Origin of the sequence: Peptoniphilus gorbachii (genome assembly GCF_016908115.1) — a bacterium.
GTDB classification, from domain to species: Bacteria; Bacillota; Clostridia; order Tissierellales; family Peptoniphilaceae; genus Peptoniphilus_A; species Peptoniphilus_A gorbachii.
The window spans coordinates 135,116-158,366 of the sequence record NZ_JAFBDH010000001.1 but is presented as its reverse complement, the minus strand read 5'-3'; the positions used below and the strand labels follow the sequence as shown (position 1 = coordinate 158,366).

Annotated in this window: 19 protein-coding genes; all 19 read left to right on the top strand. The window is 29.9% G+C overall.

Annotated elements, in window-relative coordinates; genetic code table 11:
* The first annotated feature begins 138 nt into the window (after nt 1–138).
* The 19 genes from JOD41_RS00780 to JOD41_RS00690 all read left to right on the top strand — a co-directional run bounded on the left by JOD41_RS00780 (nt 139) and on the right by JOD41_RS00690 (nt 23,215).
* Nucleotides 139–1,896 carry an aminopeptidase P family N-terminal domain-containing protein gene (locus JOD41_RS00780; RefSeq protein ID WP_205051176.1) on the top strand — a complete coding sequence of 586 codons (1,758 nt, stop codon included), beginning with the start codon at nt 139–141 and terminating at the stop codon, nt 1,894–1,896.
* Entirely contained in the window at nt 1,897–3,759 is a 1,863-nt protein-coding gene (gene uvrC, locus JOD41_RS00775) for an excinuclease ABC subunit UvrC (protein ID WP_205051175.1), read from the top strand.
* Complete coding sequence (gene hprK, locus JOD41_RS00770; protein ID WP_205051174.1) at nt 3,749–4,666, top strand: HPr(Ser) kinase/phosphatase; 918 nt, start codon at nt 3,749–3,751, stop codon at nt 4,664–4,666. The genes uvrC and hprK overlap by 11 nt, the downstream gene beginning before the upstream one ends.
* Nucleotides 4,667–4,887: 221 nt before the next feature.
* Nucleotides 4,888–8,421, top strand: a complete 3,534-nt coding sequence (gene nifJ / locus JOD41_RS00765) for a pyruvate:ferredoxin (flavodoxin) oxidoreductase (RefSeq protein ID WP_205051173.1) — start codon at nt 4,888–4,890, stop codon at nt 8,419–8,421.
* A 184-nt stretch (nt 8,422–8,605) separates the two neighbouring features.
* Complete coding sequence (plsX, locus tag JOD41_RS00760; protein ID WP_205051172.1) at nt 8,606–9,592, top strand: phosphate acyltransferase PlsX; 987 nt, start codon at nt 8,606–8,608, stop codon at nt 9,590–9,592.
* A complete protein-coding gene (gene acpP, locus JOD41_RS00755) occupies nt 9,589–9,816 on the top strand; it encodes an acyl carrier protein (protein ID WP_205051171.1) in 228 nt (75 codons plus the stop codon). The genes plsX and acpP overlap by 4 nt, the downstream gene beginning before the upstream one ends.
* Nucleotides 9,817–9,820: 4 nt before the next feature.
* The gene (rnc, locus tag JOD41_RS00750; RefSeq protein ID WP_205051170.1) at nt 9,821–10,519 is read left to right on the top strand and encodes a ribonuclease III; all 699 of its coding nucleotides are present in this window, start codon (nt 9,821–9,823) and stop codon (nt 10,517–10,519) included.
* Nucleotides 10,512–11,561: an elongator complex protein 3 gene (locus JOD41_RS00745; protein WP_205051169.1), complete on the top strand. Its 1,050-nt coding sequence runs from the start codon at nt 10,512–10,514 to the stop codon at nt 11,559–11,561. Before rnc ends, JOD41_RS00745 begins: the two co-directional genes overlap by 8 nt.
* A gap of 4 nt (nt 11,562–11,565) precedes the next feature.
* Entirely contained in the window at nt 11,566–15,087 is a 3,522-nt protein-coding gene (gene smc / locus JOD41_RS00740) for a chromosome segregation protein SMC (protein WP_205051168.1), read from the top strand.
* A gap of 9 nt (nt 15,088–15,096) precedes the next feature.
* Nucleotides 15,097–16,674: a signal recognition particle-docking protein FtsY gene (gene ftsY / locus JOD41_RS00735; RefSeq protein ID WP_239540828.1), complete on the top strand. Its 1,578-nt coding sequence runs from the start codon at nt 15,097–15,099 to the stop codon at nt 16,672–16,674.
* A gap of 254 nt (nt 16,675–16,928) precedes the next feature.
* Entirely contained in the window at nt 16,929–17,282 is a 354-nt protein-coding gene (ylxM, locus tag JOD41_RS00730) for a YlxM family DNA-binding protein (protein ID WP_205051167.1), read from the top strand.
* Between the two features lie 11 nt (nt 17,283–17,293).
* Entirely contained in the window at nt 17,294–18,631 is a 1,338-nt protein-coding gene (gene ffh, locus JOD41_RS00725) for a signal recognition particle protein (RefSeq protein ID WP_156700902.1), read from the top strand.
* 49 nt (nt 18,632–18,680) lie between these two features.
* Nucleotides 18,681–18,980 (top strand): 30S ribosomal protein S16, encoded by a 300-nt coding sequence (rpsP, locus tag JOD41_RS00720; protein WP_156700904.1) that lies wholly within the window; start codon nt 18,681–18,683, stop codon nt 18,978–18,980.
* A 21-nt stretch (nt 18,981–19,001) separates the two neighbouring features.
* A complete protein-coding gene (locus tag JOD41_RS00715; protein ID WP_156700906.1) occupies nt 19,002–19,235 on the top strand; it encodes a KH domain-containing protein in 234 nt (77 codons plus the stop codon).
* Nucleotides 19,222–19,725 (top strand): ribosome maturation factor RimM, encoded by a 504-nt coding sequence (rimM, locus tag JOD41_RS00710; RefSeq protein ID WP_205051166.1) that lies wholly within the window; start codon nt 19,222–19,224, stop codon nt 19,723–19,725. The genes JOD41_RS00715 and rimM overlap by 14 nt, the downstream gene beginning before the upstream one ends.
* Nucleotides 19,722–20,465 (top strand): tRNA (guanosine(37)-N1)-methyltransferase TrmD, encoded by a 744-nt coding sequence (trmD, locus tag JOD41_RS00705; protein WP_205051165.1) that lies wholly within the window; start codon nt 19,722–19,724, stop codon nt 20,463–20,465. Before rimM ends, trmD begins: the two co-directional genes overlap by 4 nt.
* On the top strand, nt 20,452–20,799 hold the full coding sequence (rplS, locus tag JOD41_RS00700) for a 50S ribosomal protein L19 (RefSeq protein ID WP_156700912.1): 348 nt from the start codon (nt 20,452–20,454) through the stop codon (nt 20,797–20,799). Before trmD ends, rplS begins: the two co-directional genes overlap by 14 nt.
* Before the next feature lie 68 nt (nt 20,800–20,867).
* Entirely contained in the window at nt 20,868–22,502 is a 1,635-nt protein-coding gene (locus tag JOD41_RS00695; protein WP_205051164.1) for a glycosyl hydrolase family 18 protein, read from the top strand.
* Nucleotides 22,503–22,564: 62 nt separating this feature from the next.
* Entirely contained in the window at nt 22,565–23,215 is a 651-nt protein-coding gene (locus JOD41_RS00690; RefSeq protein ID WP_338046843.1) for a zinc dependent phospholipase C family protein, read from the top strand.
* Nucleotides 23,216–23,251: the final 36 nt, after the last annotated feature.

Here is a 23,251-nt window from a genome sequence, read left to right as displayed (position 1 = left end):
TATAGGATTTAAAAAAATAAGCTTAAAAGGATTTTAAAATACAATGCAGAAGAAAGTTCGGTTGAAAATTATTTCGCCGGACTTTTTTCTTTGCTCAAATTTATCCTTGTGATAATATATGACTTAGGATGTGATTTTGTGATTTTAAATGAAATTAGAAATATAATGAGAGAAAAAAATATAGATTTTTATATTATCCCATCAAAAGACCCCCATGGATCTGAATACCTTCCAGATTTTTACAAGGAAAGGGAATTTGTAACAGGCTTTACTGGTTCACAGGGAACAGCTGTCATAACTAGAGATGAGGCATATCTTTGGACTGATGGCAGGTATTTTATACAAGCTGCAAAAGAAATTAAAGATTTTGGCTTTGAACTTCAAAAAGAAGGTCAAGTTGGAGTTTTAAACTACAGTGATTGGATTAGTGATAATATAAAAGAAGGCATGACTCTTGCTTTAAATGCAGAATATTTTTCTCACCAAAGTTTTTCTTCTTTGGAAGAGAAATTAAAGGAGAAAAATGTAAAAATTGTTGATGCTGATTTAATTACTGACCTTTGGAAAAATAGGTACCCACTACCAAATGAAGATGCTTTTTTACTTGATGAAAAGTATGCAGGAAAGTCTGCAACAGAAAAAGTTTCTAAAATCAGAAAAATTTTAAGAGACAAGAAAGCTGACATGACAATAGTCTCTTCACTTGTGGACATTGCCTGGACTCTTAACATTCGTGGCATGGACATAAAGGATACGCCAGTTTTAATTTCTTTTATGATTATAGAAGCTGACAAGGTATTTTTATTTACTGACAGAGAAAAGATTAAAAAGATTGAAAAAGAAATTTCTGATCTAGTTGAAGTGAGAGCTTACTCAGAATTTTATGATTACCTAAAAAATCATCAAGGCAAAAAAATTTACCTAGACCCAAATTCTATTAATGAAAGAATTTACAAGGGAATTTGCGAAAATAATGAGACAATTTTTGGCAATAATATTTCAGAAAATTTAAAGGCGATAAAAAATGAAACTGAAATAAAAAATCTTGAAGATACTTATATAAGAGATGGAGCAATTTTATTTAAGTTCATCTACTGGTTAAAAGAAAATGCAAAAAATAAAATAGGAGAATATGATGCAGCTATGAAGCTTGACTCTATGCGTGCAGAAGATCCACTTTATATTTCAAATTCCTTTGATACGATTTCTGCCTATGGAAAAAATGCAGCCATGATGCACTATCATGCCAAAGAAGAGGACCAAGCTGTAATTGAGCCAAGGGGATTTTACCTTGTGGATTCAGGTGGACAATACTATTCTGGGACAACAGATATCACAAGAACTATTGCCATGGGAGACCTTACAGAGGAAGAAATTCACGACTACACAATGACATTAAAGAGTCACATAAATTTAATGGACGCAGTATTTTTAAAGGGCACTTATGATTTAGCCTTAGATGGCATTGCCAGATATGCTCTTTGGCAAGACAGGATGGACTACAAGTGTGGAACAGGACACGGAATTGGCTTTGTCCTATCAGTTCATGAAGGTCCACATAGAATTTCTCCAAGAGATCCTGCTGTTAGGATGGAGGAAAATATGATTGTCTCCAATGAACCTGGTGTCTACAAGGAAAATAAGCATGGAATAAGAATTGAAAATATTATGAGAGTAGTCTTTGACTGCGAAACTCATGATTCAGTCTTTAATAAATTTAAGACAATTTCTTTTTGCCCCTTTGAACTTGCGGCAATTGATGTAAATTTACTTACAGATAGGCAGATAGAAGTTTTAAATTCTTATCACAGAAAAGTTTTTGATAAGTTAAGTCCATATGTTAGTGGAGAAATTTTAGATTATTTAAAAGAAGCAACGAAAGAGGTTAGTAGATAATTGTTAGATTTAAGAGAAAGGCTTGACCAACTTCCAGATAAACCGGGGGTTTATATAATGAAAAATGAATTAGATGAGATAATTTATGTTGGCAAGGCCAAGTCTCTTAGGAAGAGAGTGAGACAATACTTCGGGTCTTATGGTAAGTCTTCCAAAAAAGTTGCCAGCATGGTTTCAAAAATTCACGATTTTGAGTACATTATTGTAGAAAATGAAGTGGAGTCTCTGGTTCTTGAGTCCAATTTAATCAAGGACAATCTCCCAAAATATAATATTCTCTTGCGTGACGACAAGCAGTATCCTTACATCAAGGTCAAGGTCAATGAGAGATTTCCTAGAGTTATGAAGACAAGAAGGATTTTAAAGGATGGGGCAAAATATTTTGGACCCTATCCAGATGTTTTTGCAGTAAATGAATCAATCGAAACTTTTGAGAGACTTTACCCTCTAAGGACTTGCAACTTGAATCTAGAAAATGTTGAAGAAAAAAATTATAGACCTTGTTTAAATTATTACATTGGAAAATGCCTTGGACCCTGCATAGGTAATGTTAAGGATCAAGATTATAATGTTATGGTAGATGAGGTTTTGAGTTTTCTTTCAAGTTCTAACAATAAGTTAATAGATAAACTTCACGATAAGATGATGGATTACTCAAGAAATCTTGACTATGAAAATGCTGCTGATATTAGAGACAGAATTAAAAATTTAGAATACTTAAAGGAAAGACAACTTATTAGTGATCCTGAAGCACGTGACGATAAAGATATCATCGCCCTTGCCAAGGGACTTGATGAAGTCTTAATTCAAATTTTCTTTTTTAGAAATGGTAAAATCATTGGCAGAGAGCATTATATGATAAGGGATTACTATAACGATAGCTACGAGGAAATTTTTTCTTCATTTTTAAAACAATTTTATATTGGAGCATCTTATATTCCAAAGGAAATTATTATCGAAGAAAAACCTATGGATATTGAAGTGCTAGAAGATTGGCTGACTGAAAAGAGAGGCAATAAAGTTAGCATTACTGTTCCTATAAAGGGCGATAAAAAAGAATTAATTAGAATGGTAAAGAGAAATGCCCTTGACATGATTGAAAAGTATGGCGACAAGTATAAGAAGCGAGCTGAATCAAATAAGCTGGCTCTTGAAGATATAAAAGATTTAATTGGCTTAAGAGAAAGACCAAGGCGAATTGAAGCCTATGACATTTCAAATATTTCAGGAGTAGAGTCTGTTGGATCCATGGTTGTATTCGAAGATGGAGATGCAAAAAAGAGTGACTACAGAAAATTTAGGATTAAAAGTGTTATAGGACCAGATGATTATTCCAGTTTAAAGGAAGTCATTGAGAGAAGATTTAAAAGGGGAGTAGAAGAAAAGAAAGAAGATAAAAATTCTTCCTTTTCAAATTTTCCAGACCTTATAATGATGGATGGTGGCAAGGGTCAAGTAAATGCCGCCAAAGAAATTTTAGATAAATTAAATTTAAATTTAGAAATTTGTGGGCTTGTCAAGGATGATTTCCACAGAACTCGTGGCATTATTTATAACAATGAAGAGTTTAATGTGGATTTAAATTCAAGAGCTTATAAAATGATTTACAAGATCCAAGAAGAAGCTCACAGGTTTGCAATTAATTATCACAGAAATCTTAGGTCCAAGACAATGTTTAAGTCAGAGCTTGATGATATTAAACTAATAGGACCAAAGCGAAAGGAAAACTTGTTGAAACACTTTAAATCCATTGACAAAATAAAAAAGGCAAGCGTTAAGGAGCTTATGGAAGTTGAATCAATGAATGAAAAAAGTGCAGAATCGCTTTATGAACATTTTAGGAGAGTAAATAATGGGAGTTAAATTAAAATATATTGTTGATGAATTAAATTTTGAAATAATTCATGCATCTAGTGATTATAGAGAGATTGAAATTAAAAATAGTGATATAAACCGTCCTGGACTTCAGCTTTGTGGTTATTATTCAAAATTTGTAAAAGATAGAATTCAACTAATAGGGACACAGGAATGGCACTATATTAATTCCTTAAATGACGAAGATAAATTTACAACCTTAGAAAAATTATTCAAATATAACATTCCTGTTGTTGTTTTTTCAAGAAATAATATGATTTTTCCTCAAGCGGAATTTTTGGCTGAAAAATATGATGTTACTATTATTAGAAGTCCGGATACTACTTCTAAAATTTTTAGTAAAATAATCTCATTAGTTGATGAAGCTCTGGCTCCAACTACAAGAATGCATGGGGTCTTATTAGATATTTCTGGTATTGGCGTTTTGATAACTGGAAGAAGCGGAATAGGAAAGAGTGAAACTGCACTTGATTTAATTTCCAATGGTGCAAGGCTTATTTCTGATGACTCAGTTATAATAAAAAATATGGATAAAAAATTAATAGGAAAATCACCTGAAATTACCAAGTATTTTATGGAAATAAGAGGAGTAGGAATTATTGACATACAAAAGATGTTCGGTATTGGTTTTGTAATGGAAGAAAAGGCAATAGAAGTTGTGGTAAACTTAGAAGATTGGGATGAGTCCAAAGAATATGAAAGACTTGGATTAGACAATAATTATGAGAATATTTTAGGAATTGATGTAGTTAAGTTTGATATTCCTGTAAAACCTGGAAGGCACACTGCACTTATTATTGAGGTTGCCACAAAAAATTATAAGCAAAAGGAATTAGGTTATAATCCGGCTACTGCCCTTAATGAGAGAATGTTAAAAAAATTAAAGAATAAATAAAAGATCATATTTTTATGGTCTTTTATTTATATTTATAAATGATATATAAGAAATTTACAAAAAATATATAATTCCATAATATGGAACGTCTTTCGCGTTTCGCTATTTTCAAATATTCAAACCCATTTATTAACAATATTATTGAAATTTATTAAATTAAGTTCTATAATATAAACAGTATGGTTAGTTTATATTTATATTATTAATAATAGGAGGAAGATATGGCTAAAACATTTAAAACAATGGATGGTAATGAAGCAGCCGCTCATGTCGCTTATGCGTTCTCTGACGTTGCTTGTATTTACCCTATAACTCCATCATCTCCAATGGCTGAGCACATTGATGCTTGGGCTTCTCACGGAAGAAAAAACATTTTTGGACAAGAAGTATTGGTTAAGGAGTTACAATCTGAAGGAGGAGCTGCTGGAGCTGTTCACGGTGCCCTACAAGCTGGTTCACTTACATCAACTTACACAGCATCTCAAGGTTTATTACTTATGCTACCTAATATGTATAAGATAGCTGGTGAATTACTTCCAGGAGTTTTCCACGTAGCAGCTAGAGCGTTAGCATCTCATGCACTATCAATCTTTGGTGATCACCAAGACGTTATGGCTTCTAGAGCTTCTGGATTCGCACTTCTTGCATCAGGTTCTGTTCAAGAAGCAATGGACTTAGCTGGCGTGGCTCACTTATCTGCAATTAAAGGTAGAGTTCCTTTTGTTCACTTTTTTGACGGATTTAGAACGTCTCACGAAGTTCAAAAAATTGAAGTACTTAATTACGATGACCTTGCAAAACTTGTTGATCATGATGCAATTAAAGCTTTTAAAGAAAGAGCATTAAATCCAAATGGACCACAAGTTAGAGGTACTGCTCAAAACCCTGATATTTACTTCCAAGAAATTGAAGCTTCAAATAAATACTACACAGATATCGTTGGTATTACTGAAGATTACATGAAAGACATTTCTAAATTAACTGGAAGAGAATACAACTTATTTAACTATTATGGAGCTAAAGATGCAACTGATATAATTGTAGCAATGGGCTCTGTAACAGAAACAATTGAAGAAGTTGTTGATTATTTAAATGCAAATGGAGAAAAAACAGGACTTATTAAAGTTCACCTATACAGACCTTTCTCTATCAAACACTTAATGGAAGCAATTCCTGAAACAGTAGAAAGAATTGCAGTTCTTGATAGAACTAAAGAAAAGGGCGCAGTAGGACAACCACTTTACTTAGATGTAAGAGATGCATTTTATGAATCAGATAAAAGACCACTTATTGTTGGTGGAATTTATGGATTAGGATCTAAAGACACTAACCCAACTGATATTCTTTCTGTATTTGACAATCTTAAAGAATCTGAACCTAAAAATGATTTCACAATTGGTATTAATGATGATGTAACTCACAAATCTTTACCAATAAAAAAAGAAATTACTACTGAACCAGAAGGTACAATTAGATGTAAATTCTGGGGATTCGGATCTGACGGTACAGTTGGTGCTAATAAATCAGCAATTAAAATCATTGGTGATAATACTGACATGTATGCTCAAGGATACTTCGATTATGACTCCAAGAAATCTGGTGGAGTTACAATGTCTCACTTGAGATTTGGTAAAAATAAAATCACTTCAACTTATCTATTAACAGAAACTGATTTTATTTCTTGTTCAAAACAATCTTATGTATATTCTTATGACCTATTAAGAGGACTTAAAAAGGGTGGAAAGTTCTTACTAAATACTATTTGGAATGAAGAAGAACTTGACGAACATCTTCCAGGTTATATGAAGAAATATATTGCAGACAATGAAATTGAATTCTACACAATTAACGCTACAAAAATAGCCGCTGAAGTTGGACTTGGCGGAAGAACTAATATGGTAATGCAAGCTGCATTCTTTAATCTTTCTCAAGTACTCCCAATTGATGAAGCAGTTAAACTTCTTAAAAAAGCAATTGTAAAAGATTACGGCGCTAAGGGCGACGATATTGTAAACATGAACTACGCAGCAGTAGATCAAGGAATTAACGCTCTTAAAAAAGTAGAAGTAAAAGATTCTTGGAAAAATGCTGACACTACTAAGGACTTCAAGATTAGTGGAGCACCTGACTTTATCAATAACATTTTGATTCCAATGAATAGACAAGAAGGTAACGACCTTCCAGTTTCTGCTTTTGTTGATATGCCTGATGGAACATTCCCATCTGGAACAAGCCGTTACGAAAAGAGAGGTATTGCAGTTAATGTTCCTCACTGGAAAGTTGAAAACTGTATCCAATGTAACCAATGTTCATTAGTTTGTCCTCACGCTGTAATTAGACCTTTCTTAGCAGACAAAGAAGAAAAAGCCAACGCACCAGAAGGTTTTGAAACTAAACAAGCAAGAGGTAAGGGACTTGAAGATTATGAATATAGAATTCAAATTTCACCTCTAGATTGTACTGGCTGTGGAAACTGTGCTCAAGTATGTCCAGCTAAAGAAAAAGCACTTGTAATGTCACCATTCGAAAATGAAATTGATGTACAAGCAGCTAACTGGGAATATGCTTCCGAACATATTAAATCTAAAGAAGAAAATATTGAGCCAAATAATTTCAAAAATTCTCAATTCCAAACTCCATATCTTGAATTCTCTGGAGCTTGTGCAGGTTGTGGAGAAACTCCATATGTTAAACTTGTAACTCAACTATTTGGAGATAGAATGAGTATTGCTAATGCAACTGGTTGTTCTTCAATTTGGGGCGGTTCTGCACCATCAATGCCATATTGCACAGATGATTGCGGAAATGGACCATCATGGGCTAACTCATTATTTGAAGATAATGCTGAATACGGATATGGTATGGCTGTATCTCAAGAACAAACTAGAAATAGAATTGAAAATCTAATGAAAGACTTCGTAGAACTTAATGTTGATAATGAAGCTAATGAAGCATTTAACGCTTGGATTGAAGGTAAAGAAGATTACAAGACATCTAAGGCTGCTAGTGCTAAAATTTTAAAAGTTCTTGACAAGAAATTTGGAAACGATAAAGCAGATGAAATTATTGACACACTAAAAGGTCTTGAAAGATTCTTAATTAAGAAGAGTCAATGGATTATTGGTGGAGACGGCTGGGCTTATGATATAGGTTACGGTGGACTTGACCATGTTCTAGCATCTGGCGAAAATATAAATGTACTTGTTCTTGATACTGAAGTATATTCTAATACTGGTGGTCAAGCTTCTAAATCAACTCCAACAGCAGCAATTGCACAATTTGCAGCAGCTGGTAAATTGACTAAGAAGAAAGATCTTGGTTTAATGGCAACTACTTATGGATATGTATATGTTGCACAAATCGCTCTTGGTGCTGACAAAAACCAAGCATATAAAGCAATTAAAGAAGCAGAAGCTTATAATGGACCATCACTAGTAATTGCCTACGCACCATGTATAAACCATGGAATCAGAGTTGGTATGGGCTTCTCAGTTGAAGAAGAAAAGAAAGCAGTAGAAACTGGCTACTGGCATCTATACAGATTTAACCCAGAACTTAAGGCTGAAGGAAAGAATCCATTCATATTAGATTCTAAAGAACCTACAAAACCTTTCAGAGACTTTCTAGATGGAGAAGTTAGATACACTTCATTAAAGAAATTATTCCCTGAAAGAGCAGAAAAACTTTATGAAGTTGCTGAAGAAAATGCTAAAGAAAGATATGCAAGTTATGTAACTCTTTCTGAAGAAGAATAATTTTTGTAAAATATAAATTTTATAATTATTTAAACTCGCTCGATAAAAATGAGCGAGTTTTTTTATGTAAATTTTTTCTATTTTATGTTACACTTTTATAAGTTTAAAAATAGAGTTTGTAAGCTCAAATCATTGATTTTTTTAATGTTTTGATATAATATTAAAATAATTACTGGAGGTCGAAATGAAATTAATTTTTGATATAAATGGTGGAGATAATAAATCTGAAATAATTAAAGGAGCAATCGAAGCCTCTAATGAATTTGATACAGATATTATTTTAGTTGGTAGAGAAGATTTTATAATAGAAAATCTAGAGGGACTAGATTACAATAAGGATAAAGTTGAAATAGTTGATGCAAAAGATAATATTGAGAACAATGAAGATCCTGCCTTTGCTTTAAGACGCAAAAAGAATTCCTCTATTGTAGTTGCAATGACTTTATTAAAAGAAAAAAAAGCAGATGCAATAATTTCTGCAGGAAGTACAGGAGCTCTTTTAGCAGGCGGACTATTTATTGTTGGAAGAATTAAGGGGATAAAGAGAGCAGTCCTTCCTACACTTATTCCTGGGAATAAATCAAATACTTTGGTAATTGATTCTGGAGCTAATATGGATACTAATCCAGATCTTCTTTTACAGTTTGCTATCCTTGGAGATATTTTCTTAAAGGAATATTATAAAATTGAATCACCAAGAGTATCTCTTTTAAATGTAGGCACTGAAGAAGGAAAGGGAAATTCTCTTTATAAAGAAACTTATAATAAGTTAAAAGATAGCTCTATAAATTTTGTAGGAAATTTGGAAGCAAGAGATATAATGAATAATGATGTTGACCTTCTTGTCTGTGATGGCTTTGATGGAAATATACTTTTAAAATCAATTGAAGGAGTAATTGATTTTGCAGTAAAAAATGTTTTTCAAATTATTGAAAAATCTGATTTTGACCCTGAAAGCAAAAATGTTTTTGCAAAATTTTTAATGACTAAATTTAAGGCCTTAGATGCAAAGGAAGTTGGTGGAACAATACTTTTAGGTATTGATGGAAATATTATAAAAGCTCATGGAAATTCTGATAGTATAGCAATAAAAAATGCTGCAAAATACGCTATAAATATAGTAGAATCTAATATAGTTAATAAAATAAAGAATAAGGTGGAAGAAAAATGAAAGAAAGAATTCTAGAAATTATTGCGGAACAATTTAACATGGACGTAAATGAACTTGATGAAGATATGAATTTTCAAGAAGATTTAAATGCTGATTCTATTGAACTTGTTGAATTAGTAATGACAATTGAAGAAGAATTTGAGACTGAAGTTTCTGAAGATGATCTTGAAAAATTAAAAACTATTGGCGATGTTATTGACTTTGTAGAAGACTTGGATCAGTGATTTCATGTCTAAAGACAATCTAAAATTTCTTGAAAAAAAATTAAATTATTATTTTAAAAATAAAAATCTCTTGGAAAAGGCTCTTACTCATAGTTCTTTTGTAAATGAAAATAAGATGAAGAGTTATGATAGTAACGAAAGACTTGAATATCTTGGAGATGCTGTCCTAGGTCTTGTAATTGGAGAGTATTTTTATAAAAATTTTCCAGAAGATAATGAGGGATCTCTAACTAAAATGAGGGCTGAATCTGTAAATGAAAAAGTCTTATTTTATATTTCCAAAAAGCTAGATCTTGGAGAGTATATAAAATTTGGAAAGGGCGAAATAAAAAGTGGTGGAAGGAATAGAAAATCAACTTCTGCTGATGCTCTTGAAGCTTTATTTGGTGCAATTTATTTAGATTCAAATTTTGAAAATATCAAAAAAATTATTTTAAATTTATTCCAAGAATTTTTAGAAAAGGATAGCTACAAGTTATTTAATATTGATTTCAAAACTAAATTTCAAGAGGAAGTTCAAAAATCTGGGAAAAAAGCAGAATATAAATTGGTTAAAGAAGAGGGTCCTGACAATGACAAGATTTTTTTTACAGAACTTTATTTAGATGATGTTTTGCTTGGAAGAGGAAAGGGAAAAACTAAGAAGGAATCTCAGCAAGAAGCTGCAAAAGATGCCTTTAAAAGGAGCGGAAAAATTGTCTAAAAGAAATATTATACCGATTTTCATTCCTCACTATGGCTGTCCTAATGATTGTGTTTTTTGTAATCAAAGAAAAATTACGGGAATGTCTACAGATATTTCAAATAGTGATGTTGAAAATACTATTTTGGAATATCTTTCTTATTTTAAGAGAAAGGACAATATTGAAGTTGCTTTTTATGGAGGAAGTTTTACAGCAATTCCCATTGAAAAACAATCAGAATTTTTAAAAGTTGCACATAAATATAAAGAAAAGGGTTTAGTTAAATATATAAGACTTTCAACAAGACCAGATGCAATAGACCATGAAATTTTAAAAAATTTAAAAAAATATGGTGTTGATATAATTGAATTAGGAGTACAAAGCTTAGACGAAGAAGTATTAAATCTATCTAATAGAGGCCACAATCCAGCTTGTGTCTATAGTTCATCAAAATTAATTAAGGATTATGGATTTAAACTGGGACTTCAACAAATGGTGGGTCTACCAGGAGATAATTTAGAAAAATCAATTTTTACTGCGAGGGAATTTGTAAAACTAAATCCTTACTGTGTGAGAATTTATCCAACTCTTGTAATTAAAGAGACCATGCTTTACAGAGATTTAGTAGATGGAAATTATAAGGCTTTAGATTTAGGATCTTCTATTAAATTTGTTGCTGATATCCTTGATATTTACTATAAGAAGAATATTAATGTAATAAGAGTTGGACTTCAGCCAACGGAGAATATAAATTATGATGGAGATGTAGTTGCGGGAGCTTTCCATCCTGCTTACAGACAATTAGTAGAATCTTTTTATTTTAAAAGTGGTCTTTTAAATTATTTTAAAAAGTCTCAAAATATTAATAGAGAGATTTTAATTTATGCTAAAGGAAAAAATATTTCAAATATTAGCGGTCAGAAATCAAAAAATAAAAATGAAATTATAAAAGAACTTGGGATTTCAAAAATAATATTAAAAGAAAAAGATTTAGACGATTTTGAAGTAGAGGTTCAAGGGAAATTTACAGAAGTTATTGACATAAGAGATTATTATAGGTGAGCAGATGATTTTAAAATCAATTACTATGCAAGGCTTTAAATCCTTTGCAAATAGAACAAAAATTGAATTAGATGAGACTACTACAGCGATTGTAGGTCCCAATGGTAGTGGTAAGAGTAATATTACTGATGCAATTACCTGGGTGCTAGGCGAAACTTCAGTAAAAAATCTTCGCGGGAATAAAATGGAAGATGTAATTTTTTCTGGAACTGATGCTAAAAGACCTCTTGGGCTTGCTGAAGTTACAATTGTATTTGACAATAGTGATAAATCCCTTAAATTACCCTTTAATGAAGTTTCTGTAACTAGAAGGATGTATAGGTCTCTTGAAAGTGAATTCTTAATAAATAACAAAAAGTGCAGACTTAAAGATATTAAAGAACTTTTTATGGATACAGGTATTGGAAAAGATGGTTATTCTGTAATAGGTCAAGGAAAAATTGAGTCTGTTTTAAGTTCAAAGCCAGAGGATAGAAGAAATATTTTTGAAGAAGCTGCTGGAATTTCTAAATATAAATATAAAAAAATCCAATCTACTAATAAACTTTTAAAGACAGAAGAGAATTTAGTAAGAATCGAAGATATCTTATCAGAAATAGTTCTTCAAGAAGAAAATCTTAAGGCTCAAGCAGAAAAGGCACGTGCCTATCTAAAAGATTTTGAAATTTTAAAAATTAATGATATAAATTTTTCATGTAAAGAGATTAATAAAAGAGAAGAAGAAATTAAAAGATTGGAAGAAAGTTCAGATAGCTTAAAAAATGATGCTGATAAAATAATTATTGAAAGAAATAATTTATACAGCGAATTAGAGCTTTTGGAGAATGAAATTTCAAATATTTCTCATAAAAATAATGAGTCCATTGAAAATTTAAATTTTCAAAAAGATGAGTACGATAAATTAAATTTAGAGCTTAACCTTGAGTTTGAAAAGATTAACTCCCTAAAAAAAGATTCTGAGAGAATTGATTTCGAAAATGAGTCTTTAAAGGATAATTTAATTTTAAATAATAATAATTTAGAGGATTTAGAAAAGAATGAAGAAGCTTTAAAGGATTCAAAGGATGAAATTCTAAAAAAACTAGAAGGCAAAAATAAGATTATTGAAAATCTGGAAGAAGAATTTAAAAATTTAGAAGAAATTGGCAATTTAAAATTTGAAAATAAAAATAAATTAAAAAATGAAATTGAAAATATAAAATTTAAAAAAGAAACCTTAAAGGATATTATTGAGGAAAAAAATAATAGAAAAGATAGCTTAGATAAAAGCATTGAAAATCTCAAGAATAACGAATTAGAATTTGAAAAGATAATAGAAAAAGATTTAAAGGAAGTAGATAGCTTAAATAAAGCCCTTGAAAAAGATAAATCAGAATATAAAAAAACTGAAGAAAAGCTAGTAAAACTTAATGAAAATAATGAGAATCTTGAAAATCAGTTAATTTCAAAGAAAAATTCTCAAAGTGAAATTTTAGCAAAATTAAAAATACTTGAAAATATGGAGTCAAATTATGAAGGTTATAACAGAACTGTAAAATCTTTTATGAATTTTTCTTCAAAGCATAATGTTTTTAAAGATTCACTATTTGGACCAGTTGCTGAAAAATTTTCTGTAGAAAAAAAATATGAAAGAGCAATTTCAGTAGCTTTAGGATCCATGGCTCAAAACATAATTGTATCTTCAACCAAGGAAACATCAGACATGCTAAAAATTCTAGAAGAAAACAAAATGGGAAGAGCAACATTTTTGCCACTAGATAGAGTAAATGGAAATAAAGCAAAAATAAATATAGCTGAAGAAGGCATAGTTGGCATAGCTTGTGATTTAATTGAATTTGACGATATTTTTAGGGGTATTTTTTATAATTTACTTGGAAGAGTTATTATTTCCGATAACTTTAAAAATGCAAGCCATTTATCAAAGAAACATAAATTAAAGGTTGTCACTTTAAAGGGAGAAGTCTTTAATCCATCGGGAGCTATAACTGGTGGAAGTCTTAATAATTACAACAGCAGTTTTATTTTGCGTAAAAACGAAATTAGCGAACTTCAAAGCAAATTTAAAAAAGTAAATTTAGAAATTAGTAAACTTAGTGATGATAAAAGTAAAATAGAAAGAGAAATTTTTGAATTAGATAATTTTGTAAAAGACTTTACTGAAAGACAAAATACTTACAATATAAAAATTTCTGATATTGAAAAGAATATCTATAAAAATAAAAATGATAGAGATTTAAATACAAATTATTTAAATAAATATGAAAGCGAAAGAAAAGAATTAGAAGAAAATATTAAAATTGACTTTTCAAATTTAGAAAAAAATACTTTAGAAATAGAAAACAAAAATAAAATATTGGAAAATCTTTTAAAAGAAGTTGATAGTGGAGAAAAACTAAGAGAATTATCAATGTCCATTGAAACTTTGAAAAGTGAAAAAATTGAAATTCAACTTTTAGAAAGAGAAAACCAAGAAAAACTCCTATACAATAAAAGAGAAAGTGAAAGAATAAAGAAAGAAATTCAATCTATTGAAAATAAATTAGAAAGTAATAAAATCTCTTTAGATAACGCAAGTAATAATATTCATGAAAAGACAAATTTCAATGATGAAAATAAAATAAAATTAGAAAAGCTTAAATCTTCTATTGAGAATTTAAAACTTTCCCTTCTTGATTTTAAAGAACTTTTGGAAGAAAAAAATAAGGTTTATTTTGACAAAAAAGATAGGTTAAGTGAATTAAAGGAAAAATCCCTTATTATAAATTCAGAATTAGAAAAAATAACTTTAAAAATCGACATGAATAAAAGTAAAATTTCAAATGAAAGTATTAGACTTAATGAAGAGTATGACATCGAAGATTATCACGACTACATTAATGAGGAGCTTGAAGATATAAAGGAAAGTTCGATTAAAAGATTAAAGAAAAAGGTAAGGGACTATGGCGAAGTAAATATTTCTTCTATTGAAGAATACAAACTTGTAAAGGAAAGACTTGACTTCTACAGCTCACAAAGAGACGACTTAATTAAGTCAAAGGAAGAAATTAAGTCAATTTTAAATAAACTAGACCTTGAGATGAAAAAAATATTTACAGAAGCCATGGATGAAATCTCAAGAAATTTTGCTGAAATTTTTAAAATTTTATTTAATGGTGGTCGTGCTGAAATTTCTATTGAAGGAGATGTGCTAAATTCAGGAATAGAAATAAAAGCTTCGCCTCCAGGCAAAAGGCTTCAATCACTTTCCCTTCTTTCAGGTGGAGAAAAGTCTCTAACTGCTGTTGCACTATTATTTGCACTATTAAAATATAGACCTGCATCTTTTTGCATCTTAGATGAAATAGATGCAGCTCTTGATGATGCTAATATTAAAAGATATGCTGATTACCTTCTAACATTAGATGGAATTCAGTTTATAATAATTACTCATAGAAAACTTACAATGGAGATTGCAAAGACTATGTATGGTGTTACAATGGAAGAAAAAGGAATTAGTAAATTGTACTCTGTAAAATTAAAAGATTAGGAGAAAAAAATGTTTGAATGGTTAAAGGATAAATTTAAGAAAAAAGAAGATGAAGTTAAGGAAGAAATTCAAGAAGTTAAAGAAGAACTTTCTGAAGACAACAAAGAAAAAGAGGTAGAGGATATTCATGAAAAGCTTGAAGAAGTTGAAGAAAAAGGAAATCTATCAGAGGAAGATATAAAGACTTCAGAAAAAAAAGAAGATACAAATAAAGAATTTCAAGATAAAGAAGTAATTGAAGATGCTTTAGGAAAAAAGTCAGAAAAAGAAGATGAAGTTAAGGAAGAAATTCAAGTATCTAAAGAGGAGCTTTCCGAAGACAAAAAAGAAGAAGATATAGAAGAAATTCATGAAAAGCTTGAAGAAGTTGAAGAAAAAGGAAATCTATCAGAAGAAGATATAGAGACTTCAGAAAAAAAAGAAGATACAAATAAAGAATTTCAAGACAAAGAAGTAATAGAAGATGCCATTGAAAAAAAAGCAGAAGAAAAAGAATCTGAAGTTAAAGAAGAAATTCATGAAAAGCTTGAAGAAGTTGAAGAAGAAATAAATCTTTCAGAAGAAGATATAGAGACTTCAGAAAAAAAAGAAGATACAAATAAAGAATTTCAAGATAAAGAAGTAATAGAAGATGCTTTAGAAAAAAAAGCAGAAGAAAAAGAAGAAGAGCCAAAAAAAGTTTCTCTATTTCAAAGATTAAAGGAAGGTCTTGACAAAACTAGAAAAGAAGTAGGAATTAAAATCAACACAGTTCTTGGAGCCTATGTAAAAATCGATGATGAAATGCTAGAAGACCTTGAAGATATTTTAGTCTCTGCAGATGTTGGTATGGAAACTACTATGAAATTAATTGATAATTTGAGAGAAACTATTATAAGAGAAAAAGTTAACGATCCTAAAGAAGTTAAACCTCTTTTATTGGAAGAAGCAAAAAAATTAATGAATCCTGAATTAAACACAAAAATTAATTCAGAACCACCAGTAATTATTTTAGTTGTTGGAGTAAATGGAGTAGGAAAAACTACAACTATTGGAAAGCTGTCACAAAGATTTAAAAATGAAAACAAATCTGTGTTAGTTTGTGCAGCAGATACTTTTAGAGCAGCAGCCATTGACCAATTAAAAGAATGGGGATCTAGAGCAAATGTTGATGTAATAAGTCATGATGAAGGATCTGATCCAGCAGCAGTTGTATTTGATGCAATTGAGGCGGCAAAGGCAAGAAAGACTGATGTTTTAATTGTTGACACTGCAGGAAGACTTCACAACAAGTCAAATCTAATGAAAGAACTTGAAAAGATAAATAGAATTATCAGTAAAAAATATCCAGAAGCAAATCGAGAAAATTTATTGGTTCTAGATTCAACAACTGGTCAAAATGCAATTAATCAAGCAAAAACCTTTAAGGAAGTTACAGATATTTCTGCAATTGCCCTTACAAAACTTGATGGAACTGCTAAGGGTGGAGTTGTAATTGCTCTTCAATCTGAACTTGGTATACCAATAAAACTTATCGGCGTTGGTGAAGGAATAGAAGATCTTCAAGATTTTAATATTGATACTTTCTTAGAAACCATATTTGGATAAAATTTTATAGAATCTTAAAGTAGGAGAAATCCTACTTTTTTAATGATAAAATTTAAAACTTTACTTGTAAAAATATAAATAGATTAAGAAAAAAAGAGTTAAATTTTGGACTGTTAGATAAGATTTGAAAATCACCACATTTTTTTAAAAATTATTGAAAAAATTAAAAAAATTTATTGACATAAGGGAAAGTATTAGCTACAATAATAAAGGTCAAGTAAAAAGGTTGACCTCGCTAGAAAAATGGTGATAAAATGAATGAAAAATTTTTTAGGATGAACAGTTTACTTGATTTTTATGGAAATCTTCTTACAGAAAAACAAAAAAAAGCCGCCTATATGTATTACGTATATGACTGCACAATAAATGAGATTTCATCAGAACTTAATATCTCAAAGCAAGCAGTCTTTGACAACTTAAAAAGGGCAGAAAATAATTTAGAAGAATTTGAAGAAAAACTAGAATTAATAAAAAATTCGAAAAAAGAAGAAGAAAATAAAGTAATAAAAAGAAAAAAAATTGAAACTATTTTAGAAAGTATGGAAAAAGAATTTTTAAATCAAAATAATTTGAAAATTAAAGAACTTAGAAAAATACTTTTTGACTAGGAGGTGGATTTTTGGTATTCGAAAGTTTATCCGATAAATTGCAAAATACTTTGCAAAGATTAACAGGCAAAGGTAAATTATCAGAAAAAGATATTGATGCCGCCATGCGTGAAGTAAAACTTGCACTTCTTGAGGCTGATGTAAACTTTAAAGTTGTAAAAGACTTTGTAAAAACAGTAAAAGAAAGAGCTTTGGGAAAAGAAGTTTTAGAATCTTTAACTCCAGGCCAACAAGTTATTAAAATTGTTAACGAAGAGCTCACAAATTTAATGGGAACCAGTGAAGTTAAAATTGACTTCTCAAAAAAACCAACTGTTATTATGATGTGTGGTCTTCAGGGTGCAGGTAAAACTACTACAAGTGGTAAACTTGCTAATAGATTAAAAAAAGATGGAAAAAGACCTCTTTTAGTTGCTTGTGATGTTTATAGACCAGCAGCGATAAAACAGCTTCAAGTTGTTGGAAAGTCTGTTGACACTCCTGTTTTTACAATGGGAGATAAAATTTCACCAGTTGATATTTCTAAAGCTGCTCTTGAGCATGCAAAGAAAAATGGAAATGATGTTGTAATCATCGATACAGCTGGTAGACTTCACATTGATGAAAAACTTATGAAAGAGCTTCAAGATATTCACGAGGCACTTGAGCCTTCTGAAGTTCTACTAGTTCTTGATGCAATGACTGGTCAAGATGCAGTAAATGTTGCCGATACTTTTGACGATATGTTAAAACTTACAGGCGTAATACTTACTAAACTTGATGGTGATGCAAGAGGTGGTGCTGCTCTATCAATTAGATCAGTCACTGAAGTTCCTATAAAATTTATAGCTTCTGGTGAAAAGATGGATAATATAGAAGTATTTCATCCAGATAGAATGGCATCAAGAATTCTTGGTATGGGAGATGTGCTATCCTTAATTGAAAAAGCACAATCAGCTGTTGATGATAAGAAAGCAAAGGAACTTGAAGAGAAACTTAGAAAGTCAACTTTTACTTTTGAAGATTTCTTAGATCAAATGCAACAAATGAAAAATATGGGCCCCCTAGAAGATATAATAGGAATGATTCCTGGTGTTAATAGTAAAGCATTAAAAGGTATTAGCTTACCCGATAATGAATTTGCAAAAGTTGAGGCAATGATTCTTTCAATGACAAAAAAAGAAAGACAAAAGCCTGAAATAATAGATTCTTCAAGAAGAAAGAGAATTGCAAAGGGTTCTGGAACTAGTCCAGCAGATGTAAACAAACTGTTAAAACAGTTTAAAGACATGAGAAAAATGATGAAACAATTTGGAAACATGTCTAAAAATATGGGAAAAAGAAAATTTAAATTACCTTTTTCCTTTTAAAGTAGCTTATATATTTTAATATATAAATTTTTTTGTGGAGGTGAATAATTTGGCAGTAAAAATTAGACTTAGAAGAATGGGTACAAAGAAAAAACCCTTTTATAGAATAGTTGTAGCAGACTCTAGAAGTCCTAGAGATGGAAAATTCATCGAGGAGATTGGTTATTACAACCCATTAACAACTCCTAAGAAAGTTGTTGTAGATTCTGATAAAGCTAACAACTGGATTAAAAATGGTGCAAAACCAACTGATACAGTTGACAGACTTTTCAGAGAAAACTCAGTATATAGTGCTGAAAAGAACTCAAATAATACAGCAGAAGCGAGTGAATCAGAAGCTACTGAATAACAGTATGTTTGGAGGACCAAAATGGTTGAATTAATTGAATATATTGCTAAATCTTTAGTTGACGATCCTTCTTCAGTTGATGTTACTATGTCTAAGAATGATGATTCTATTGATATCACTCTTAAAGTTGCATCAAATGATATGGGAAAAGTTATTGGAAAACAAGGTAGAATTGCTAAGGCAATTAGAGCAATCTTAAAAGCTGTTTCACTAAAAGAAGATGTAAAGGTTAATTTAGAAATTGAAGAATATTAAAGATTCAATTACTTGCATTGGTAAGATTATAAATACTCATGGTATAAAAGGTGAATTAAAAGTTGAACCTTATACATTTGATAACAAAAGATTTTCAAAATTAAAAAGCCTTTATGTTGGCGATGATTTAACTGAATTTTTTATAAAAAAAGTAAGAGTAAATGATTTTGTTTATATTACTTTTGAAGGCTTTGAAAATATAAATGACGTAATTAATTTAAAAGGTAGCGAGATTTATATTAAAGATGAAGATAGGTTAGCTTTAGATGAAAATCAGTACTATATTTCAGATATAATTGGTAAAAAAGTTTATGATACTGATAACAAATATATTGGAACATTAAAAGATGTATTGGAATATCCTGCTAATGATATTTTTATAATTGAAAGTGATGATAAAAGTATTTATCAAATACCTGCAGTTAAAGAATTTATTAAAAAAATAGATTCTACAATAACTATTAAATTAATAGAAGGAATGATTTTGTGAAAATAAGTGTTTTAACATTATTTCCCGAATTCATAAATCACATTAGAGACTTTTCTATTGTTGGAAGGGCTATCGGCCAAGGAAAATTAGATCTTGAAACTGTAGATATAAGAGATTTTGCAATCAATAAATATTTACAAGTTGATGATTATCCTTATGGCGGTGGACCAGGTATGCTAATGCAAATAAAACCAATAGTAGAGGCAATTGAATCTGTAAAGAAAGAAAATTCTAAGGTTTATTATATGTCCCCACAGGGCAAGGTTTTAACTCAGGATAAGCTAAAAGAACTTAAAAATGAAGAACACATAATACTTTTAAATGGTCATTACGAAGGTATTGACAATAGAGTCATTGAAAATTATGTAGATGAAGAAATTTCTATTGGTGATTATGTTTTAACTGGTGGAGAGTTGGCATCTATGGTAATTATAGATGGTGTATCAAGGTTACTTGATGGTGTTCTTGCTAGTAATGAGTCTTTTCAAGACGAATCACATTATAATGGACTTTTAGAACATCCACAATATACTAGACCTAAAGAATTTAGAGGACTTGAAGTTCCTGAAATTCTTTTAAGTGGAGATCATGAAAAAATTAGAAAATATAGACTTAGAGAGTCTATTAAAAGTACTTTACAGAAAAGACCAGATTTATTAAAAAATAAAATCTTAAATGATGAAGAAAAAGATATATTAAAAGATTTACTGGAAGGAGGTAAAGACAATGGATTATATTAAAGCTATTGAAGATGAACAATTAAATGAAAATTTACCTAAATTTAATGTTGGAGATACTGTAAGTGTTCACTACAAGATTATTGAAGGCGAAAGACAAAGGATTCAAGTTTTTGATGGAACTGTTATAAAAATTCAAGGTAAAAGTTCAAGAAAGACTTTTACAGTTAGAAGAATTTCTTATGGTATTGGAGTTGAAAGAACTTTCCTTTTGAACTCACCTAGAATTGCTGATCTTGTTGTTACAAGAAAAGGTAGCGTAAGACGTGCTAAACTTTACTATCTAAGAGATAGACAAGGTAAGGCTGCTAAAGTTAAAGAAAAAACAAATTACTAAGAGTGGGACTTTAAAGTCCTATTTTTAGTATCTTTTATTTTGAGCAAATAAATTAGAGAGGTGATTATATGAAAAAGATTTTTTTAGGAATTTTTTTGATTTTTATTTTGGCGGCAGGCGCATTTTTATTTGTTGAAAATAGAGGAACTACTAAAATTTCAACTAAATATGACAAGTTTAATTTTATAACAGAAGATAAAGATATTGATAAAGAGGATTTTTCTATTGAAGATGGAATGATTTATCTATCCCTTGATTATATAAAAAAATATCTTGATGAAAATATTTCTTATGACAAGGAAACTGGGGAAGTTAAAATAGAAAATAAATACGCAAGTAAAATATTGATGTTAAATGAGTATAAAGCAAAGTTTAACAGTGGAACAATTGATTTGAGAGCTCCTGTTATTGAAAAAAATGGCAAGATTATGCTTCCAATTGAAGCTTTTATATACGATTACAATGTTAGCTTGAGATACAATAAGGACATAAGACTTTTACTTTTGGACTATAGAGATAAGGAATATGATTTAACAAAAGCTACTAAGGAAACCTTATTAAGAGAAGATAGTTCAAGAAGAAGTCCTATTATAAAGAAACTGCCAGAAGGCGAAAAATTATATGTTTACGGTGAAAAAGGTAAATATTATAAAGTCAGGATGCCAGAAGGTTACGCAGGATTTGTATTAAAAGACGATGTAGATAAAAATTTTGAAAAAGTTAATTTAGGAGCTAGAACAAAAAATACTTCAAAAGACCCTATTAATTTAACTTGGGATTACACTTATGCAGAGCATTCTGATGAAAAAGTTAATCAAATAAAAGATATAAAGGGACTTGATGTAATAATTCCAACATGGTTTTCTATTAGAAATGGCAATGGAGACATGATTGATAGAGGAAACCAAAATTATATTAAAAAGTATAATGAACTTGGTATAAAGGTTTGGGCTTATTTAGATAATTCCTTTGATCCAAATATTACTCATGAAGCTCTATCAAAGGAAGATACACGTAAAAAAATTATTGATAAAACTTTGGAACTTTGTAGAAAATACAATATGAAGGGAATAAATATAGACTTCGAACACACAAAAGTTGAAGATAGAGATAATATAACGGCCTTTGTAAGTGAATTTAGAGAAAAAGCTGGCGATGATTTTATTATCACAGTTGATGTTACACCACAAATTTCTTCAGATGTAACTAAGGAGCCTTATGATAGAAAAGCTTTAGCCGAAATTTGTGATTATGTGGTTGTAATGGCTTACGATCAACATTGGGGATCATCTGATGAAGCGGGTTCCGTTGCCCAATATAAATGGGTAGAGGGAAGTATTAATGTTCTATTTAGAAATGTAGCAAATAGAAAAATGATTTTAGGTGTTCCACTTTACACAAGACTATGGAAAGAATCAAATGACAAAGTTACATCAAAGACTATTTCCATGGGAGAAGTTGCAAATATTATTGCATCAAAGGGATTAAAACCAACATGGGATAAAGAATCACAACAAAATTATGTAGAATATGAAGAAAATGGTTCAACTTATAAAATTTGGATTGAAGATGCAAATTCTTTAGAAAAAAAAGTTTCTCTTGTAAATAAATACAATCTTGCAGGTGTTGGATCTTGGAGACTTGGATTTGAAACTCAAAATATTTGGGATGTAATAACTAAAGAACTAGATAAAACTAACTAAAAATTGACAATTCCACTTATTGAGTATAAAATAAAGTTGTAATAAACTTTAATTTTTAGGATGTGTTTAAAATTTTACCAGATACACATAAAATCGTGGCAAAAATTGTTCATGATAGAATAAAAGATAAATATAATGTAAATCTAAATATGGAAAAGATGTTATGGGGTTCTGTTGCTCCAGATGTTTTGCCTTATTATAAGACAAAAAGACATTATTTTGATGAATCAGGAGATTATATTTCAAGAGAGATAAGTAGGCTTATTTATTTTTCCAGATACTCCTATTCTGAAGGTAACGAAAGCAAATTATTCATTAATTATATTAGCAAAAAGCTTGGCATAATAATGCATTATCTTTGTGATTTTGTATGTTATCCTCACGCTTATAGAATGACTTTTTTTGAAAATTTAAAAAAGCATGTTAGATATGAACAAGACTTAGCTCTATACGCTAGAGAAAATAAGTTTTCAGAAGAAAATTTCGTTGAAGTTATTTTTTCAAAAGATATAAACTTTTTTGAAGACTCTGATATAAAACTGGAGAAAAAGATAAAGAATTATCTAATAAAAGTAATTGATGAGTATAAAAATTCTAATCACAGTTTTGACAATGATTTGAATTTTGCTTTAAATTTATCAACAAATATTTCTATTCTTGTTATTGAATCAATACTTGAATACAATGGAGAATATGATATACAATTTATATAAGAATTAAAATTCTTTCACTCTAAGGGTGGAAGAATT